The following is a 21036-nucleotide window of genomic DNA, read 5'->3' as shown; positions in this document are numbered from 1 at the left end:
AAAAGTCCAATCTTTATATTTAGGTTTTTTGATTCTGTTAATTTAATCCTTAAACATGCCAATATACAATTCGCCTTTATCATTCATAGTGGCTCTAAACATACCTTGGGTATTAAATTCCATAACCATATTCCCATTTTTATCAATGGCTATAATACCACCGTCGCCACCAAGTTCTGATAGTTTTTTTTGAATAACTAAATTAGCAGCCTCCTTTAATGTCAAACCTTTATATTCCATAAGCGCAGAAATATCGTGTGCTACCATGCCGCGAATAAAGAACTCGCCCCAACCTGTACTTGAAACTGCGCAAGTGTTATTATTGGCATAAGTACCTGCCCCAATTATTGGAGAGTCGCCTATGCGTCCCCAGCGTTTGTTAGTCATGCCACCGGTAGATGTTCCAGCTGCTAAATTGCCATGTTTATCTAAAGCAGCGCAACCAACCGTACCGAATTTTGAATCTTGCAGATCAGCATCATAAAATGAAGCCACTTTATTTTTTTCTGAAGCTTTAATACGCTCTAAAGATTTTAATTTTTTTTCTGTAGAAAAATAACTAGGGTCTACAATCTCTAAACCTTGTTCTTCGGCAAAGGTCTCTGCGCCTTCTCTAGAAAGCATCACATGAGGCGAATCATCCATAACTGCTCGTGCCAAATTAATTGGATTTTTCACTGTTTTTGTACCTGCTGAGGCTCCAGCATTTAATGTTTTTCCATCCATGATGGAGGCATCATGTTCGTTAAGGCCTTCATAAGTAAAAACAGCACCTTTACCTGCGTTAAAAAGTGGAGAGTCTTCCAAAATATTTATTGTGTTTTGAACAGCGTCAAGGCTCGTCCCTCCGTTTTTTAAAATCTCATAACCAACTCGAATAGCTTCTTCTAGCTTTTGACTATACGCTGCTTCTTTTTCTTCAGATAAATAATCCCTTTTTATATTTCCAGCACCGCCATGAATTATTATTGAAAATTCAGCTTTTTCAGATTCATTTTGAATGTTTTCTGGTACTTCTTTTGATTCATTTTTGCAAGCATAAACGACTAAAAATGCGAAGATTAAATAGATAAACTTTTTCATGAAAATTTAGATTGATTTGCAGACTAAGTTACTAATTTTAGTGTTAGTAAATTGTAACAAAAACAACTTTTAATTAGTATATTCGCAAATAATTTCAACATAATTAATAAATCAATAATTAATGAACACAATAGCGACTCATTTTGGTATAGATAAAGCACTTGAAGCTTTAGGTGTAAAAGCTATAAACGAAGGCACTTCAACAGGGTCAAATAATTTTTCAAGCGGCCATATTATTGAAAGTTATTCACCTGTAGATGGGCAATTAATAGGCAAAGTAAAAACGACTACTAAGGCTGATTATGAAAAAGTAATGGAAGCCGCAACAAAAGCATTTTTATCTTTTAGAGATATGCCTGCGCCACAAAGAGGTGAAATTGTTCGTCAATTTGGAAACAAATTAAGAGATTTAAAAGAACCTTTAGGGAAATTGGTTTCTTATGAAATGGGGAAATCGTTACAAGAAGGTTACGGAGAGGTTCAAGAAATGATTGATATCTGTGATTTTGCAGTTGGATTGTCTAGACAATTAAATGGTCAAACCATTCCATCTGAACGTCCAGGACACGTTATGCGAGAACAATGGCACCCAATTGGTGTTGTTGGTATTATCTCAGCATTTAACTTTCCTGTAGCTGTTTGGGCTTGGAATACTGCTCTAGCATGGATTTGTGGTGATGTATGTGTTTGGAAAGGATCTGAAAAAGCACCTTTATGTTCTATTGCTTGTCAAAATATTATTGCAGCAGTTTTAAAAGATAACAACTTGCCAGAAGGTATTTCTTGTATCATAAATGGTGATTATAAAGTAGGTGAAATGATGACTACAGATTCTAGAATTCCTTTAGTTTCTGCTACAGGTTCTACAAGAATGGGAAGAATCGTTGGTGCAACAGTGGCTGAGCGTTTTGGAAAATCTTTATTAGAATTAGGAGGAAACAATGCCATTATTATTACACCTACAGCAGATTTAAAAGTGGTGGTTCCTGGTGCCGTATTTGGTGCTGTTGGAACCGCAGGACAACGTTGTACATCAACACGTCGATTAATTATTCACGAATCTGTTTACGATAAAGTTAGAGATGCTATTGTTGGTGCTTATGGTCAGTTAACTATTGGGAATCCATTAGATGAAAAGAATCATATTGGCCCTTTAATTGATAAAGATGCCGTTAACACCTATTTAGCTGCTATTGAAAAAGCAAAAGCGGAAGGCGGAAAAGTTTTGGTTGCAGGCGGCGTTTTGGAAGGTGAAGGTTACGAAAGCGGATGTTACGTTAAGCCAGCTATTATTGAAGCAGAAAACCATTTTGAAATTGTACAACACGAAACATTTGCGCCCGTTTTATATGTAATGAAATATTTTGGAGCCGTTGAAAATGCTATTGAAAAACAAAATGGTGTTGCTCAAGGTTTATCTTCTGCTATTATGACAAATGAAATGAAAGAAGCTGAAAAATTCTTGTCTTATGCAGGTTCTGACTGTGGTATTGCAAACGTAAATATCGGAACCTCTGGGGCTGAAATTGGAGGTGCTTTTGGAGGTGAAAAAGAAACAGGTGGTGGACGTGAGTCAGGATCGGATGCTTGGAAAGTGTATATGAGAAGACAAACAAATACCGTCAATTACTCAGACGAATTACCTTTGGCACAGGGAATTAAGTTTGATTTATAGTCGAAACTTAATTTAAAATGTTTAAGAACCGTTTCTCCCGATGACTATCGGGATTGAAACGGTTTTTTTGTATCTTCAATACTCATATTAAACCATATTAATAAATTGAAGTCTAAGAATTTACTACTTCATTATTTAATTTGGTTTATTTCTTAAAATCATCGCGCTATGAAAACTAAGTACATACAACATTTATACAGGCGTATTGGTTTTGGAATTTTGCCCTCAACTTTAGGGAAGTTGTCTAAAAAGAGCAAGAAGGAAGTCATCAAGAATCTTTTTACATCGTCTAAAAATGTTACGCCTCTAGAAGTTGATACTTCAGAAATAAAGGACATTTTTAGTAACATGATGAGAGGCTCTAAACTCGATCCAGAAACCCGAAGAAAAATTCAAAAAATAAGCCGTAAAAAGCAAATAGAACTTAATGTTGCTTGGATAGAAAGACTTACTAATTCATCGGAAATATTAAGAGAAAAAATGACGCTCTTTTGGGCAAATCATTTTGTATGTGAAGATAATAGTATCACGTATATACAACAGTTCAACAATACACTTAGAAAACATGCTTTAGGCGATTTTAGAGATTTTGTAAATGCAGTTTCTAAAGAAGCGGCAATGACAAAGTATTTAAACACAAAACAAAACAAGAAGCAAAAACCTAACGAGAATTTTGCTCGAGAATTGATGGAACTATTCACTTTAGGTGTTGGCCATTATACTGAAGAAGATATAAAAGAAAGTGCAAGAGCGTTTACTGGATATAGCCATAATTTACGAGGAGAATTTGTTTTTAAAAAACGTCAACATGATGAAAGTGACAAGACCTTTTTCGGAAAAACAGGAAATTTCTCTGGTAAAGAAATCATTGATATTATTTTAGAGGAAAAACAGTGTGCCAAGTATATTTGCGAAAAAATATATCGCTATTTTGTCAATGATACTGCAGATGACAATCTTGTTAGCGCCATGACTGATGTATTCTACAAAGACTACAACATTGAAAACCTAATGCGCTTTATGCTCATGTCTGATTGGTTTTATGATGACAAGAATATCGGTTCAAAAATAAAATCCCCAATTGAGTTTTTAGTGGGTCTTAAAACTTTGGTGCCTACTGAGTTTAAGAACCCTAAACAACTATTATATATTCAAAAACTATTAGGTCAAACCCTATTAAACCCACCAAATGTCGCTGGATGGAAAGGTGGCAAAAATTGGATAGACAGCAACACCATTGTATTGCGCTTAAAATTACCGTCTTTATTACTTAATGGCGCCTATATTTCGAAAGTAAAAGACGGACAAGACGATGTACAGATGGAAGCAAAAAAAGAGCTATTTAAGAGAAAGTATGGTAAGCGTTTTAAAACAAAAGTTAATTGGAAGTATTTCAATACTCAATTTAAAAATGTTAAAATAAACGAGTTTCAAAACCATGTATTAGCTTGTGAAGTTAATGAGGCAGCACAACAGTATTTAAAGGCTTTAGATAAAGTGTCAAAACAAGAATATTGCATACAGCTTATGTCGTTACCTGAATATCAAATGTGTTAATTATGGAAAGAAGAAAATTTTTAAAACAATCATCATTAGCTAGTAGCTTGTTTTTTGTTCCTAGTTTTGTACGAGCATTCCAAGAAGTAGCAAGTAGCAAATTAGGTTATAAGCGTTTGGTAATTATACAACTTTCCGGAGGCAATGATGGTTTAAACACCGTGATTCCTTATAGAAACGATTTGTATTACAAGGAGCGCCCTACGTTAGGAATTGCAAAAAAAGACATCATCAAATTGAACGACGAGGTTGGTTTGCATGCAAGTCTTGAACCTTTGAAAAAGCTTTATGATAAAGGCTATTTATCAATTATAAATAATGTAGGCTATCCAAATCCAGTGAGATCCCACTTCAGATCCATGGATATCTGGCAAACCGCTACAGATTCAAATGAATACTCGCAAAGCGGATGGGTAGGCCGTTATTTAGATAATTACGGAAAGCAACCACACAGCGCCATAGAGGTAGATGAAAGTTTATCATTGGCCATGAAAGGCGAAAACTTTAATGCCATTGCAACTCAAGATGCTAAAGCTTTATACAATTTATCAAAAGACCCTTATTTTAAAAACATACATAATAACCAAAACAACGCGCATTTAAGTGAGCATAATTTAGGGTATTTGTATAAATCAATGATTGCTGCTGAATCTTCCGCAAAATATATCTTTGAAACCAGTAAAACGGTTACAAGCTTTCAAGAATATCCAAATAATAAATTTGGGAAACACCTAAATACCACAGCACAATTTATTAATTCAGGATTACAAACTAAAGTGTTTTATACATCCTTAGGTGGTTTTGATACGCACGTAAATCAGTTAAACACTCAAAAACGATTATTAGGGCAATACGCTAATGGCGTTGAAGCATTTATAAAAGATTTAAAAGATAATGATACGTTTAAAGACACGTTAATTTTAACATTTTCTGAATTTGGTCGCCGTGTAAAACAAAATGCCAGCGTAGGTACAGACCACGGTACAGCCAATAACATATTCGTAATAGGCGAAAACTTAAAGAAGCAAGGTTTTTATAATGATATGGCTAGTTTAAGTGATTTAGATGATAATGGCGATTTAAAATTCGAAATAGATTTCCGTACCATTTACGCCACCGTACTAGATAAATGGCTAGAGGTAGATGATAAAAAAGTACTTAATAAGTCCTTTAAGCAATTAGACTTTATTTAGAATTCATTCAAGCCTTTTCTATTTGCTAAAAAATTGTTCTTTTAAAGTTAAATCTCTAGTTTTCGCTTAAAAACAAAAGGCTTAAATGAGTTCTTAGAATAATTTGGGCGTTACCCAAGGGTCGGGCTTTCCGCTATATCTTTTTAAAGTCGTCATTGCGAGGAGTGAGCGACGTGGCAATCTGTTAAATTATAGTTTATCTCAAACTTTATTCTTCTAAGCTTTAAAAAGGATGCCGCTGCAATCCCTAACGCAAATAAACATCAACTTTTTAAGATAAAAATAGGGCAATGGCAAAAAAAAAACCTTGGGCCAATCTTTACGATTTGGGGCACAAGGTTAATTCAAATGATTAATAGCATTGCAAAGGTAGTATTTTTTCTATAATTTCAAAATTTTAATGTTAACTTAATGTCAAATTTATTAACAATTGTTAACTGTACTTCACTTTTCTTAATATTCTTAACGACTCTTTATACAAATCGTAAACTTCTTTATTATGTACTTTTAAATAAGGCTTGGCTTCGTTAAGTTTATCTATAGCCTGATGGAACAAATTTAAATAACAAATTAAATAAGTTGCTGGCAAATTTTTAAGGTCTGTTTCTTCTCGTGGCGTTTTTACTTATAATATTAATGAATATTTCTTAGTACATGACAAAAATTGATAATATATCGGATGTCAATCTGAGCGCAGTCGAAGACATTGGAAATATCGTATTCAAAAGCATTTCGACTGCGCTCAATGTGACACTTTTATATTTTTGTCATGTACTAAATGAATATTTATAAAACCATGAGTCATATCAAAATTCATTATTCCTGAAAATAAACCTTCACTACTACGCTCTTTAACAAAAAACGTTTCTTTTTTATCACTTTTAGAAGATGCTGCTTTCTCAACAGTATTGCCAATATTAACTAGGGTATTGTATCCAATTGCTTTTAATTCATAATCATTTATTAATTTAAAAAAATGAATTTTCGAATACTCTAAAAACAAATCAAACTGTTTAAAATCAGCAGAAAAATTATGAATTAGAATGTCATTACTAAAACCTTTAAAGGTATTGTTCTTTTGAATTTCACCTATCTCTAAATTTGAAAACTCTGCTAATAAGTTAGCTTCATTTATACTCCCAATTAAGCCTTTTTTGATATTATTAAGAGCCAACTCACCTCCATTAATATTTTCAGCTAAAAACAATGCGTTTTTAACTTTTATAACATTACTTTGATTACTAAGTGATTTTGCAATAAATTTCCCTCCACTTAGTCTAACAGAAAGTTTGTTTACTAAATTATTGTTTAATCTAATTACTGTGTTTTTTGCATCAATTGTAAGTTCTATATTTCTTGGAACTTTAATTATAAAGATTCTATTGTAACCCTTTTTCTTTCGGCTTTTATATTTTTTAATTAACTCTTCTTTCTCTTTTGTGCTATGTCTATTAGAATTTTTAATCATCTCTTCGTAAAAAGAAATAGGAGCACTACTTTCTTTTATTTGTTCTATTAAATCCTGTTTAGACTTCTTATTATAGTTTTTTACTTTTGTGGTATCTTTTTTATACAAAGTTCCCAGTAGAGTGTATATTCTAGAATTAAAATAAAATTTAGATTTATCAATTAATGTAATATGGTTGTCACTCATTTGAGTTTCAATTTTAACTTTTTCAATCACTTCTTTCTTTTTCCTTTTCGGATAATTATCAAACTCTACACTATATTCTACATGAAAATTTTCGTCAGGCGATGATTCAATTTCGACAGTACCTCCTGTTAATTTTAACAATGCCGTAGTGTTTTTGTCTGTTTTAAAACTTTTGGTATATATGTTTTCTTTTTGTGCTAATAGAGTAGCTGATGAAAGAAACATTAATAGCCATAGTTTAAATTGTAGTGTTTTCATGCTCTTTATTTAATAAATTAATGTGTTGTTGAATATCTTGTAATAGTTGCAATCGGGTCTTTAAATTTTCGATTAAAGCTTCAATTACAATCATATTATTTTTGTCTATTTTATATTGACTCGAAATTTCTTGATAGCCTTCATTTAATTCACCTAACTTATCCTCATAGCGTTTTATAAGTTTTTCGTCTTTTGTTAATACAATAAAACTTTGCCATTCTTTATCGATATTTTCTAAATAGGTTTTTTCAATTTCTCTTAATTGTATTTCTAAAGCCGTATCGGTTGCATTATTTTCTTTTGAAAACAGATTAGTAACCACAAATCCAATCGAAAAAAGAATGCTAAAAATAGCAGCATATTTATATAACATAGTTATACGCTTTCTTTTCTTTTTGGAAGCAGAAAGCTTTTCTAAAAAGCCCTCTCTATGTGAATCTGGTAACTTCTTTTTTTGAAGCACTTCTTGTTTAAATAGATTTCTAATATTTTGCTTCATAATTTTGTTCTTTTAAAAGTTCTCTAAGTAACATCTTACCTCGTCTTAAATGCGTTCTGGATGTTTTAATGGGCAGTTTTGTAATCTCAGAAATTTCAGAATGATTGTACCCTTCAATTAAATAGAGTTTTAGTACTAGTTTGTACTTTTCTGGAAGTTTGTTTATGGTGTTTACAATATTTTCTTTTGATATTTCATAATTAAATTCCCAAGAAGTATCTTCATCAACAATTTCTAAAAATTGGTTTTCAATAGAAACAGTTTCTAATTTCTTTTTCTTTAAAACATCTATGCATTGGTTTATAATTATTTTTTTTAACCATGCCCCAAAGCTTACTTTATCTTTATAAATGTTAAGCTTTAAAAAGGCTTTTAAAAACCCTTCTTGCATAGCGTCTTTGGCTTCCTCTTCATCAATCAAATATCTACAAGCTACATAATACATGGCTTCACAGTACAAATCGTACAAATCCATTTGCGCTTTTTGTTCGCCTTTTATGCATTTTTTAATTAATACATTTATTTTTTCAGACATCTATCTTTGATGGTTACACTATTAAAAACGAATAAAAAATGAAAGGGTTTCATTTTATATAAAAAAAACGCGCCTCAATGCCAGATTTTTTAGGATAACAAAGACCTGACAGGTTTTGAAAACCTGTCAGGTCTACGTAACGAAAAAGCCGTAATATGCTATATGTGTGCAGTTTATAGTTCTATTCTAAATTTTTGTCATGCACTAAATAAAAATGCTTATAATTAATGTGTTATACCATAGATGAAGGTTAAATTAACTGTACTTCACTTTTCTTAATATTCTTAACGACTCTTTATACAAATCGTAAACTTCTTTATTATGTACTTTTAAATAAGGCTTGGCTTCGTTAAGTTTATCTATAGCCTGATGGAACAAATTTAAATAACAAATTAAATAAGTTGCTGGCAAATTTTTAAGGTCTGTTTCTTCTCGTGGCGTTAATATTAGCCCTTTTTTTAGCTTTTCTAAAATAGCATTATTAGTATTGTAAATATGGTGAAGGTCTTTTTTATTAAACTGAGGCGGTTCAAATAATAAACGCGTTTCAATGTTATAATTTACGTTATCTTCAAACTTAATAATGGTTTCTTCTAATTGGTAATATTTGTTTGAATCTTGAAACCCAAGATTTACATATTCAATAATTTTAAAACTATCGTCATCAATTGCAATAGAAACGTCATCTAAAGCTGAAAAAAACAAACGTACTTGTTCGTTTATAAGTTCAATATCAACTCGAGAGTAGAAGACTTCTTTTTTTATTATTTTTTTCTGTCCCGCCCAACATACTACAAAATATTCCTTAAATACTTTGTATTGAGCATTAAAGTCTTTACGGTGATTCATAAAGTCGAAAACCCCATTTAAGGTATGCTCCATATTGTTTTGAGCATGTTTTTCAATAGCCTCAACAATTTTAGAATTGGCATCCTTTATCTCGATGTCAAAAACTTTAGGCATACTCATACTTCCGTCTCTAAAAAACACAGAACCGCCATAATATTTCCAGATATTCTTTTTAAGTGATGTTATTTTTCCGGTAGGTCTAATAGTAACCAAACCAACCACTTTATCGTCTGGTAAATGCGGAAACGGAATGTTTTCATACTGTACAATTGGCGGATGGCTCAAATAAGCATTAATCAAATTTTGTATTTTGCTATCATCAAAAAAATCGACGCCGATAATTTTGTTGTCCTCATCTTCAACACCAATAACTATAAAGGAATTATTTTTTGGATTGCTATTAGAAAGCGCACAAATATGTTTTAAAAATTTTGCTTTGCCTTCCTTGTGGCTGATATCAATTTTTCGCTTTTTATCATAAAAACTGTTCTCATCGTTATGAGCTAAAAGGTGTTTTATAAGTAAGCGTTTGTTAATCATTTAGACAAGTCTATTTTTTATTATTATTTTTTATTCAAGTCTAATCAAATTTTGGTCCCTTACGATCAGAGTGTTTCAAAAAATTCATAAATTTTAAAAGTTGATTAATAAGTTCTACAGCTTTGGTGTTTAGTTTTTGATAAGTCATTTCATCAATGTGCTTTCTTCTAAAACATCTTAGTAATTAAGACTTAGTTTCACTACAAGTTCCTCGGGAATACCCCAAGAACATAATAAATACTTTGTTGCCTTCTCTACCAAATCCTTCAGCAATGTTATCCATTATTGAGCCTGATGAGCCGTTTATTTGCTCTCTTAATTTATAGTCTTTACTAAGGGATGTGTTTGTTATTATGTTCCAAATAGCATCACAAAAAACGATAGCTTCTTTATAAACTTCTAAATTTTCAAACGAACTATAATGTGCCATATAACTTGAATAAACAATAAAAATAAATAATGTTCAACTTTAGTTAAGAAATTTATATTGATTTCTTAACTAAAGTTGAACTAGCTTGCGCCGTTGGAAACACCAACAAATCAGCAATATTTACATGAGGTGGTCTAGAAACAGCAAAATAGATAATTTCAGCAATATCATTAGCTTGTAATGCTTTAAAGCCTTTATAAACGTTATCTGCAATAGCATCACCTTTAAAGCGTACTTGAGAAAATTCGGTTTCTACTAAACCAGGATTTATTGAGCCTACTTTAATTCCAAAAGGATTTAAATCTAATCGCATGCCCTCTGTAAGAGCTAAAACAGCATGTTTGCTAGCACAATATACATTTCCTTTTGGGTAAACTTCTTTACCAGCAGATGACCCAATATTTATAATATGTCCAGATTGACGTTCAGTCATTTGTGGTATAACGGCTTTACTTACGTACAATAAGCCTTTTACATTAATATCCATCATAGCATCCCAATCATCCAGATTTCCACTTTGTATAGGGTCAAGACCATGCGCATTCCCTGCGTTATTTATAAGAATATCTATAGTTTTAAATGCTTTGGGAAGTGAAGCGATGGCTTTAAAGGTTTCGTCTTTATCTCGAACATCAAAGTTTAAAATATGCACATCAGTGAAGCGCTCTAAAGCTTTTTGAATCGTGTTTAAACGTTCTAAACGTCTTCCGCAGAGTACTAAATTGATGCCTTGTTTTGCAAATTCGTAGGCTGTAGCTTCACCAATTCCGCTTGTTGCTCCAGTAATTAGGGCTGTTTTTTTCATGTATTGTATTATTATAGCGTCTATAAAAATACTTAAAAGTATGTATATAATCAGGCGCTTTTTAAAATATAAATGGAAGGATTTATTCGCATTTAAGATAAACTTATAATAATAAATTGTTAAATACCATAAACATTGATATTCCTTGATATTTTTAACCATTTTTTAACACGTTTACAATAATTTTTTTAACATTTTGCAATGCTCAAATAAGGACAACATATTTGGGCTATTAATAAAATAAAAAATGATGGAAGAAACAGGGACAATTGATATTAAATCGATTAACGAGAAAATTGAAAAAGAGAGTGCTTTTGTTGATTTACTGATGTTCGAAATGAATAAAGTCATCGTGGGTCAAAAGCACATGGTGGAACGTTTGCTGATTGGTTTATTAGGACAAGGACACATTTTATTAGAAGGTGTTCCAGGATTAGCAAAAACATTAGCCATTAATACACTGGCACAAGCAGTTGATGGGAGTTTTAGCAGAATTCAATTCACGCCAGATTTGTTACCGGCAGATGTTACTGGTACGCTAATCTACAACATGAAGCTTAACGATTTTTCAATTAAAAAAGGACCGATTTTTGCGAATTTTGTTCTAGCTGATGAGATAAACAGGGCACCTGCAAAAGTGCAATCGGCGTTATTAGAGGCGATGCAAGAAAAGCAAGTAACTATTGGTGACGAAACGTTTATACTTGACAAACCATTTTTAGTAATGGCTACGCAAAACCCTGTTGAACAAGAAGGGACTTATCCTTTACCTGAAGCACAGGTTGACCGTTTTATGCTGAAAACAGTTATTGACTATCCAAAAATTGACGAAGAGCAAATGATTATGAGAGCTAATTTGAAGGGCGCTTGGGATAAAGTAAATCCTGTGGTTTCTGTAGCACAAATATTAAAAGCTCAAGAAGCAGTTCGTGAAGTTTACATGGATGAAAAAATCGAGAAATATATTTTGGATATTATTTTCGCAACGCGTTATCCAGATAAATACAGACTTCCAGCTTTAAAGCCATTAATATCATTTGGAGCGTCACCTCGTGGAAGTATCAATCTAGCCACTGCAGCAAAATGTTACGCATTTATTAAGCGCCGTGGTTATGTAATTCCAGAGGATGTGCGAGCTATAGTTTATGATGTGCTAAGACACAGAATAGGTATTACTTATGAAGCCGAGGCAGAAAATGTAACTTCAGAAGACATTATAAGTAAAATAGTAAACGAAATAGAAGTACCATAGAATTTCAGATTTTAGAAAGACGAATTACGATTTGTGATTTCTCCGACTAGAGAAATCGTAAATCAAAAATCTACAATCGTAAATCAAAAAATGGATACTAAAGAATTACTAAAAAAAGTACGTAAAATTGAGATTAAGACACGACGGTTGTCTGATCATATTTTTGGAGGTGAATACCATTCTACTTTCAAAGGACGTGGTATGACATTTAGTGAAGTTCGCCAGTATCAATTTGGTGATGATGTTAGAAATATAGATTGGAATGTTACCGCACGATATAGTGAACCTTTTGTAAAAGTTTTTGAAGAAGAACGAGAACTTACCATGATGCTTATGGTTGATGTTTCAGGTTCTGAGTTATTTGGTACAGAACAGCAATTTAAAAACGAAGTGGTTACTGAAATTGCAGCAACTTTGGCATTTTCAGCAACACAGAATAACGATAAAATTGGGCTCATTTTATTTTCAGATAAAGTGGAATTGTATATTCCCCCAAAAAAAGGGCGTTCGCATGTGCTTCGAATTATTCGTGAATTGATTGAATTTAAACCAGAAAGTAAGCAAACCAATTTAGTTGAAGCTTTAAAATTCATGCAAAATGTGATGAAGAAAAAAGCTATTGTATTTGTATTGTCTGATTTTATTGTAGATGACTATCATCATACCATGAAAATTGTTTCTAGAAAACATGATGTTACTGGAATTAGAGTATATGATAAACGAGAGGAAAATATCCCAAATTTAGGGATGGTGCAAATGCAAGATGGAGAAACTGGCGAATTGATGCTGGTCAATACATCTTCAAAAAAAGTGCGCCTCAATTATCGGAAATTCTATTATCAAAAAGTTGACTATTATAAAGAAAGCTTTACTAAATCTGGAGCTGGTGCTATTGATTGTCGAGTAGACGAAAGCTATGTGAAGAAGCTTTTAGGGTATTTTAAAAGAAGAGGATAAAAAGATTAACGATTTATGATTAACGATTTACGATATATAAATAGAAAACATTCCGTCTTCGGTCTCCCGATAGCTATCGGGACGTCTTCGGTCTTTTTTTCTATACTCTTTATTCTGTTTTCTTTTTTCACATTCGCCCAAGTTTCATCAACTATCGATTCAACATCTATAAAAATTGGCGAACAAATTACGTATCACATTCAGGTTGAAGCAGACACTACAGATTTAGTCGTATTTCCTGAAGGACAAACATTTTCGCCCTTAGAAATGATTGGTTCTTATGATATAGATACGCTCAAGAAAAAGAATAAATATAATCTGATTAAAAAGTATGGATTAACGCAATTTGATTCGGGATCTTATACCATTCCGAGGCAAAAAATCATTATTGGCGATAAAACCTTTTTCACCGATTCGTTAAAAGTAGAAGTTAATAATGTAGTGGTAGATACCACGCAAGCCCTTTATGACATAAAACCCATTATAGCTGTTGAAAAAAGGGGAAGTAATTGGTGGAAATATGTATTGATTACCTTGTTAGTTATTGGTGTTGTTGCATTCTTACTATTCTGGTTTATTTGGCGAAAAAAGCCATTAACAGAAGAAGAAGAAATAGCTTTACTACCACCTTATGATAGAGCGAAGTTGGCGTTAAGAAAGTTAGATGAAAGTCATTATTTAGAACATGAAAATTTAAAAGATTATTATTCGGACCTTACGTTTATCATCAGAAAATATCTTGATGAAAAAGTATATGACCATGCTTTAGAAAGTACAACAGACGAGTTAATAACAAGATTGAATTTGCTTAAAGAAGGCAATCGAGTTGACTTAAGTATCGAAGATATTAAGAATTTAGAAAGTATTTTAAAACGAGCCGATTTGGTGAAATTTGCTAAATCTGCTCCAGATATTGAGTTAGCTAAAATTGATAGAGAAACTATCGATGTTGAAATAGATCATGTAAAAGAGGCATTACCAGAACCAACAGAAGAAGAAAAGCTTTTAAACGAAAAATACAGAGAAGAACAAGAAAGAAAAAAGAAACGAAAAAAGATATGGTTAACTGTTGGGATAAGCATCTTTTTACTAATAGCTACTTTAACAGGGCTTTCTATAAAATATGGTTTTAATATGGTGAAGGACACTATTATTGGACATGATAGTAAAACCCTTTTGGAAGGCGATTGGATACGAAGTGAATACGGATTTCCACCTGTAACTATAACGACTCCTAAAGTTTTAAAAAGAGCTGAAGTGCCCTTACCTGAAGAATTAAAAGGTAAAATGAAGCTTTCAACTTTTAGTTTTGAACAGAAGGAACAACTTACAATAGCCGTTTCAACTACTGTTCTAATTCAAAAACTAGATAGTTTAGATATCAATAAAGCTATTGAAGGAAATTTGAAAGTTCTCGAAAATAAAGGTGCCAGAAATATAATCACAAAAAACGAAAAATTTGAAACGCCTAATGGTGCAGAGGGTATTAAAACGTTTGGTTCTTTAGAATATCCTGTTGGGAAAACAGAGAATTTTATCAATGGGAAGTATGCATCGTTGAGTTTTACTGCAGAAAATAAAGTGATGCAGCAAATAATTATTACTTGGAGACAAGATGATGTTTATGCAGATCAAATAGTAGAACGTATATTAAATTCAGTTGAACTTAAACCGGCAGAAGAATAATGTTTGAAGGCATCGAATTTGTAAATAAAGAATTTTTCTGGTTGCTATTAACGCTTCCATTAGTAGTGCTTTGGTATATTTTTAAACACAAAAAGCAAACCGCAGAACTTAAAATATCAAGCCTAAAAGGGTTTAAAATAACCAATTCGTGGCTGCCTAAACTAAGGCACATTTTATTTGTATTAAGATTATTAGCGCTTGCATTATTAATTACAGCTTTAGCAAGACCCCAATCTGTGGATGTATCTACAAAAACAAAAACGACACGAGGTATAGACATTGTTATGGCCATTGATGTTTCTGCAAGTATGCTGGCTAAAGATTTATCGCCAAACAGATTAGAAGCCTTAAAAAAAGTAGCCGCAGAATTTATAAAAGGGAGACCTAACGACAGAATTGGGCTAGTGGAATACGCAGGTGAAAGCTACACTAAAACACCTATTACTAGTGATAAAGCTATTGTGCTCCGATCTCTAAGAACTATTAAATATAACACTATTATTGAAGGAGGAACCGCGATAGGTATGGGTTTAGCAACATCGGTAAATAGATTAAAAGATAGCAAAGCAACGAGTAAAGTTATTATTTTGTTGACAGACGGTGTTAATAATTCAGGATTCATAGACCCAAAAATAGCAAGTGAATTAGCCGTTGAATATGGTATAAAAACCTATACAATCGGTTTAGGAACAAACGGAATGGCTTTATCACCAGTTGCTATTTTGCCAAATGGTAATTTCCAATATGGGCGTATTCAGGTGGAGATAGATGAGGATTTACTTAAAGAAATTGCTGAGGTTACAGGGGGTAAATATTTTAGAGCAACAAATAACAAAAAGCTTGAAGAGATTTATGAGGAAATAAATAAACTAGAGAAAACTGAAATAGAAGAGTTTAAATATTACAATTACGAAGAAAAATATCGACCGTTAGTTATTTTAGCGGGGTTATTATTGCTTATAGAATTGCTATTACGTTTTACTGTTTTTAGAAGTTTTGTATAAGTATTGTTTTTTCATTTCTGCGGAAGCGGAAATCTTAAATTAAAGATATACAGGAAATCTTGGCAAACTGCCAACTGAATACTGTTTACTGAAGACTAAAGAATGTATCAATTAGAAGAAAAAATATGGTTTTGGGCATTAGTAATTATTCCAGTAATAGTTCTACTCTTTTTGGTGCTTCAATTTTGGAGATATAGAGCGCAAAAAAAGTTTGCAGATGCATCAATGCTTAAAAGATTAAGTCCTAATAGATCTATTTTCAAATCTGTATTAAAAGTCATTGTTTTATGTTTAGCCTTCTTTTTTTTAACTATTGCATTAGTAAACCCAAAGATTGGAACCAAGTTAGAAACCGTAAAACGAGAAGGGGTTGATATTGTTTTTGCTGTAGATGTTTCTAAAAGCATGTTGGCAGAGGATATTGCTCCAAATCGATTAGAAAAATCAAAACAATTAGTGACTCAAATCATTAATAATTTAGCTAGTGATAGAGTTGGAATTATAGCTTATGCAGGAAAAGCATTTCCGCAATTACCAATAACCACAGATTATGCTTCGGCTAAAATGTTTTTACAAAGTATGAATACCGATATGCTATCTTCACAAGGAACGGCAATAGACGAAGCTATTAAATTGGCTAAGACTTATTTTGATGACGAAGAGCAAACCAACCGCGTGCTAATTATAATATCTGATGGTGAGGATCATAGTGAACAAGCAGCAATTGTTGCAGAAGAAGCTAGTAAAGAAGGGATTAGAATTTTTACCATTGGAGTTGGCGATGTAAAAGGAGGACCAATTCCAGAAAAGCGAAATGGAGTTGTTTTAAACTATAAAAAAGACAATCAAGGCGAAACGGTTATTACAAAATTAAATGAAGAAACACTTCAGAATATAGCATCTGAAGCTAATGGCGCTTATATTAATGGGGGAAACACAAAAGATGTTGTTGAGAACATTCGAGAGATATTAAATGCCATGGATAAAACGGAGTTTGAAGCAAAAGAGTTTGTTGATTTTAAAGATCAGTTTCAATGGTTTTTAGGGTTTGCTATTTTCTTTTTACTCATAGATATATCATTGTTAGAACGAAAAACAGCCTGGTTAAAAAAGTTGAATTTATTTAATGAGAACCTTTAAAAGAACTGTATTTTCACCCAGAGCACAGTTAAAAATATTTTTTATAAAATTTTTAACGAACAAAATAGATAAGGTTTTATAATTTAGAAATAAAAAATGAAGCACATAGTTATAATATTATTAATAATCACTTCCGTTTTTTCTTTTGCTCAAGAAGAAAACAAGGAACAGTTATTAGCTGTAAAAAAAGCTAATAACTTTGTGTATGAAGGGAATGAATTAATTGCCGATGAAGATTTTATTTCAGCTGAAATGGAATACAGAAAGGCTATTTCTGAGCGACCTACAACAGTTGCAGGAGCTTATAATTTAGGCACTTCTTATTTTAAGAGTGGTAATTTAGAAGAATCCTTATACAGACTTCAACAAGCAACAGAAACAGCAACCTCAAAATCTGAAAAGCATAAAGCATTTCATAATATTGGAAACATTTTAATGCAAAACAAAAAATGTAAAGCAGCTGTTGAAGCTTATAAAAATGCATTGAGAAATGATCCTTCAGATGATGAAACACGATATAATTTAGGTGTTGCCAAAATTTGTGCTGAAGAAGAACAAAAACAGGAAGACCAAAACAAAGACGACAAGAAAGATCAGGATAAAAAAGACGAGAATAAAGAAGATCAAGACAAAAAAGAAAATAAAGATAAAGAGGGCGATAATAAAGAAGATAAAAAGGACGAAGGCGACCAAGAAAAGAAAGAAGGCGAGGATGAAAAAGATGAAGAAGGAAAACCTAAAGACGAAAAAAAGGATAAAGGAAAGGGTGATGAAGACAAGAAAAAAGAACAACAAAAACCACAACCACAACCAGGACAATTGTCCCATCAGCAAATAAAAAATTTGTTAGAAGCTATGAATAATCAAGAACAGAAAGTTCAAGAAAAAATGAATGCTGAAAAACAAAAAGGAGTAAAAATAAAAACCGAAAAAGACTGGTAAAAAAAGTTTTCAGTTAACAGTATTCAGTTGGCAGTTTCCTGCAAGGTTTTTAAAACATAAGTGTTGGGAAGACAAGAAATATTAATAAAAAATCACATTAGCTGTAAATTAATGAGAAATGAAATCAAAAAAAATTGTAAAAAGACACCCCTAAAGTCCCCTCAAGGGGACAATCCTAAAATTAAACTGAGTAAATTGTCCCCTTGAGGGGACTTTAGGGGTGTAAAAATATAATGAAATCAACATTTAAAACTCTTCCGAACACTTATGTTTTAAAAACCTTGTAGGTATAATAAAAAGAATAAACAAAAAATCATTTTGTCATGCAGAAGGCATAGCCGAAGCATCTCAATCTAACAATAATGAAAATTAAAAAGCACTTATACATATTACTAATTCTAGTTTCAACACTTGCTTCTTCACAAATAAAGTTTGAAGCTAAGGTAAGTAAGACTAAGCTAGGTATTAATGAGCGCTTGCGTATCGATTTTGAAATGAATCAAGATGGCGATAATTTTAATCCACCAGATTTTACGGGGTTCACTGTTGTTGGTGGCCCAAATCAATCGGTAAGCAATTCTTGGATTAATGGTAAACGATCTTTTAAAAAAACCTACACTTATTTTTTAGCACCTAAAAAACGTGGTAGTTTCACTATTTCTCAAGCTGCTATTAGCATTAATAATGAAACTTATAAAACCACGCCCATAAAAATTCAAGTAACTGCTGCTGTAGATATTCCAAAAGATCCTAACGACCCCAGTTATTTGGCTTCACAAAATATTCACCTTGTAGCCGAAATCTCTAAATCAAACCCTTATTTAAACGAAGCGATAACCGTTGTTTATAAACTTTATGTTTCACCTAGAATACAGGTTGATAATTGGAACGAAATTGACACACCAAGATTTAATGATTTTTGGAGCCAGAATATAAATACCCAAGGCCAAAAAGTTCAAAACGGTAAATATAATGGTGAAGATTATCGTTTTTTAGTATTGAGAAAAACCGTATTATATCCTCAAAAAATTGGAAAATTAAATATTGAGCCATTAACTTTAGATATCTCGATGCGTGTGCCAACAAAAAGGCGAGATATTTTTGGGAGTCTTTTAATGACCCGAGTTAATAAAACGGTTTCAGCAGGGAATAAAACTATTAACGTAAAACCACTTCCTGGAGTTGGAAAGCCAGTTGATTTTACAGGTGCCGTTGGAGATTTTTCATTACATGTTTTATCATCAAAAACCGAATTAGATGCTTCAGAATCACTTCAAATAAAAGTGAATGTTAAAGGCAGCGGAAATTTAAAGCTCTTTAAACTTCCAAAAATTTCTTTGCCTAGTTCTTTAGAAGTTTATGAACCTGAACATAATGAAGATGTGAAAACAAACTTGTCTGGTATGCAAGGAAGTATGTCAGATAGTTATACCGTTGTGCCTCAGTTTAAAGGCAAATACCCTATACCAAGTATTTCGTTTTCATATTTTGATTTAGAAACAGAAACCTATAAAAGGTTGTCATCAGATGAAATTATAATTAATGTTTTAAATGGACCTTCTAATAGTTCGTCTTCAACCGAAAACAATGCGGTTAGCAGTCGCAATAAACAAGTCGTTGTTTTAAATAGTGATCAGTTCGCATTTATTAAAACGAAAACTAATTTTTTGGATATAAAACCAAAATATTTTTTCAAAACCAATATGTTTTGGGGTTTACTATTGTTACCATTTCTAGCAATTCCATTGGCCATTTTTGTTCGTAAAAAGAAAGCCAATAGAGCTGCTGATGTTTATGGTAATCGTATTAGAAAAGCTGATAAACTAGCACGGAGATATTTAAGTAGTGCAAAAAAATCTTTAGGTAAAAAAGAAGCATTTTACATTGCTTTAGAAAAAGCACTACATAATTATTTAAAAGCCAAATTACATATTGAGACTAGTGATTTAAGTAAGGATAAAATCAATAATTTATTAAATAAAAAAGGCGTTGAAGACCATGTTATTAATGAATTTGGAAGTATTTTAGAAAGCTGTGAACTGGCGCGATATACACCTATTGATATTGTAACCATGCAAGAAGATTATGACAAGGCTGCAAAAACAATTTCATTAATTGATAAACAAGCGCGTTAAAATTTGTCATTCCTGCGAAGGCAGGAATCCACTTTTATAATAAGATTATAAATGAAACAATTAACATATATATTAATTTCTTTATTAACTACTTTTTGTGTTGCACAAAACGAAGCTTTGTTTGAAAAAGCTAATACTTTATACAACGAAGGTAAATACGCAGAGGCTATTGATAATTATAGGGCGATTTTAGAAACTGAAAAGCATTCTGCTGATTTATATTATAATTTGGCGAATGCTCATTATAAACTCAATAATATCGCACCAAGTATTTACTATTACGAAAAGGCGTTGTTATTAAACCCAAATGATACTGAAATAAAAAACAACATGGCTTTTGCTAAAAACATGACCATTGATGCTATTGAGGTTGTTCCTGATGCTGGGTTTTCAAAACTTTTAAATACAGCTACAAATAAAATGTCTTTTGATGCTTGGGCAAAAACAGCTGTTGGTTTAGTTTTCTGTTTTGTTGTACTATTCTTGGTGTATTATTTTGCTTATTCAACCTTAAATAAGCGGTTAGCATTTATAGGTAGCATTACTGCTTTCATATTAGTTTTTGTAACCCTTGCCTTTGCTTTTCATAAATATAACCTAGATAAAAATGATAACCCTGCTATTGTTTTTTCACATGAAAGTAAAGTAAAAAGCAATCCTAATTCTAGAAGCGAGGAATCTTTTAGATTGCATGAAGGCACGAAAGTTCAGGTTATTGAAACCTATAACGATTGGAAAAAAATAAAACTATCCGATGATAAAACGGGTTGGGTAGTTTCAGATGATATCAAGTTGTTGAAGGATTTTTGATTATTCTTTTAACAAAGCACTATATTTGTTTT

General features: G+C 32.1%; 18 protein-coding genes and 1 pseudogene. 11 read left to right on the top strand and 8 right to left on the bottom strand.

The features are described from left to right. Positions 1–42: 42 nt before the first annotated feature. Positions 43–1083: an isoaspartyl peptidase/L-asparaginase gene (locus AAC024_RS01370; protein WP_339893378.1), complete on the bottom strand. Its 1041-nt coding sequence runs from the start codon at positions 1081–1083 to the stop codon at positions 43–45. A 121-nt stretch (positions 1084–1204) separates the two neighbouring features. On the opposite strand from AAC024_RS01370, the gene AAC024_RS01365 reads away from it, so the two are divergent. The 3 genes from AAC024_RS01365 (at position 1205) to AAC024_RS01355 (ending at position 5508) form a co-directional block, all read left to right on the top strand. Next, the gene (locus tag AAC024_RS01365) at positions 1205–2758 is read left to right on the top strand and encodes an aldehyde dehydrogenase family protein (RefSeq protein ID WP_339893377.1); all 1554 of its coding nucleotides are present in this window, start codon (positions 1205–1207) and stop codon (positions 2756–2758) included. Between the two features lie 168 nt (positions 2759–2926). Continuing rightward, positions 2927–4315 carry a DUF1800 domain-containing protein gene (locus AAC024_RS01360; protein WP_339893376.1) on the top strand — a complete coding sequence of 463 codons (1389 nt, stop codon included), beginning with the start codon at positions 2927–2929 and terminating at the stop codon, positions 4313–4315. 2 nt (positions 4316–4317) lie between these two features. Then, positions 4318–5508, top strand: coding sequence for a DUF1501 domain-containing protein (locus AAC024_RS01355; RefSeq protein ID WP_339893375.1), 1191 nt, complete (start codon positions 4318–4320; stop codon positions 5506–5508). Positions 5509–5941: 433 nt separating this feature from the next. Here the strand turns inward: AAC024_RS01355 and AAC024_RS01350 are convergent. From AAC024_RS01350 to AAC024_RS01320, 7 genes and pseudogenes are all read right to left on the bottom strand, one after another. Continuing rightward, positions 5942–6118 (bottom strand): annotated as a pseudogene (locus AAC024_RS01350) (DUF5929 domain-containing protein); the annotation flags it as partial. Positions 6119–6250: 132 nt separating this feature from the next. Further along, positions 6251–7420, bottom strand: coding sequence for a hypothetical protein (locus AAC024_RS01345; protein ID WP_339893374.1), 1170 nt, complete (start codon positions 7418–7420; stop codon positions 6251–6253). Beyond that, positions 7401–7919, bottom strand: coding sequence for a hypothetical protein (locus AAC024_RS01340; RefSeq protein WP_339893373.1), 519 nt, complete (start codon positions 7917–7919; stop codon positions 7401–7403). The genes AAC024_RS01345 and AAC024_RS01340 overlap by 20 nt, the downstream gene beginning before the upstream one ends. Further along, a complete protein-coding gene (locus AAC024_RS01335; RefSeq protein WP_339893372.1) occupies positions 7903–8454 on the bottom strand; it encodes an RNA polymerase sigma factor in 552 nt (183 codons plus the stop codon). The genes AAC024_RS01340 and AAC024_RS01335 overlap by 17 nt, the downstream gene beginning before the upstream one ends. Before the next feature lie 255 nt (positions 8455–8709). After that, positions 8710–9843, bottom strand: a complete 1134-nt coding sequence (locus AAC024_RS01330; RefSeq protein WP_339893371.1) for an ATP-binding protein — start codon at positions 9841–9843, stop codon at positions 8710–8712. 184 nt (positions 9844–10027) lie between these two features. After that, a complete protein-coding gene (locus tag AAC024_RS01325; protein WP_339893370.1) occupies positions 10028–10273 on the bottom strand; it encodes a four helix bundle protein in 246 nt (81 codons plus the stop codon). A 52-nt stretch (positions 10274–10325) separates the two neighbouring features. Next, entirely contained in the window at positions 10326–11078 is a 753-nt protein-coding gene (locus tag AAC024_RS01320) for an SDR family NAD(P)-dependent oxidoreductase (RefSeq protein WP_339893369.1), read from the bottom strand. A 250-nt stretch (positions 11079–11328) separates the two neighbouring features. Here AAC024_RS01320 and AAC024_RS01315 point away from each other — a divergent pair, with 250 nt between their 5' ends. The 8 genes from AAC024_RS01315 (at position 11329) to AAC024_RS01280 (ending at position 21004) form a co-directional block, all read left to right on the top strand. Continuing rightward, positions 11329–12330 (top strand): MoxR family ATPase, encoded by a 1002-nt coding sequence (locus AAC024_RS01315; RefSeq protein ID WP_339893447.1) that lies wholly within the window; start codon positions 11329–11331, stop codon positions 12328–12330. Positions 12331–12420: 90 nt separating this feature from the next. Then, the gene (locus AAC024_RS01310) at positions 12421–13287 is read left to right on the top strand and encodes a DUF58 domain-containing protein (RefSeq protein ID WP_339893368.1); all 867 of its coding nucleotides are present in this window, start codon (positions 12421–12423) and stop codon (positions 13285–13287) included. Positions 13288–13302: 15 nt separating this feature from the next. Beyond that, entirely contained in the window at positions 13303–14973 is a 1671-nt protein-coding gene (locus tag AAC024_RS01305; protein ID WP_339893367.1) for a hypothetical protein, read from the top strand. Further along, complete coding sequence (locus tag AAC024_RS01300; RefSeq protein WP_339893366.1) at positions 14973–15977, top strand: VWA domain-containing protein; 1005 nt, start codon at positions 14973–14975, stop codon at positions 15975–15977. Before AAC024_RS01305 ends, AAC024_RS01300 begins: the two co-directional genes overlap by 1 nt. A gap of 102 nt (positions 15978–16079) precedes the next feature. Further along, complete coding sequence (locus tag AAC024_RS01295; RefSeq protein WP_339893365.1) at positions 16080–17117, top strand: VWA domain-containing protein; 1038 nt, start codon at positions 16080–16082, stop codon at positions 17115–17117. 96 nt (positions 17118–17213) lie between these two features. Next, on the top strand, positions 17214–18059 hold the full coding sequence (locus tag AAC024_RS01290) for a tetratricopeptide repeat protein (RefSeq protein ID WP_339893364.1): 846 nt from the start codon (positions 17214–17216) through the stop codon (positions 18057–18059). 362 nt (positions 18060–18421) lie between these two features. Next, a complete protein-coding gene (locus tag AAC024_RS01285; RefSeq protein ID WP_339893363.1) occupies positions 18422–20194 on the top strand; it encodes a BatD family protein in 1773 nt (590 codons plus the stop codon). A 51-nt stretch (positions 20195–20245) separates the two neighbouring features. Beyond that, entirely contained in the window at positions 20246–21004 is a 759-nt protein-coding gene (locus AAC024_RS01280; protein WP_339893362.1) for a tetratricopeptide repeat protein, read from the top strand. Positions 21005–21036 lie beyond the last annotated feature (32 nt).

Source organism: uncultured Algibacter sp. (genome assembly GCF_963976535.1).
Taxonomy (GTDB): domain Bacteria; phylum Bacteroidota; class Bacteroidia; order Flavobacteriales; family Flavobacteriaceae; genus Algibacter_B.
This window is presented reverse-complemented; position numbering and strand designations above follow the sequence as displayed.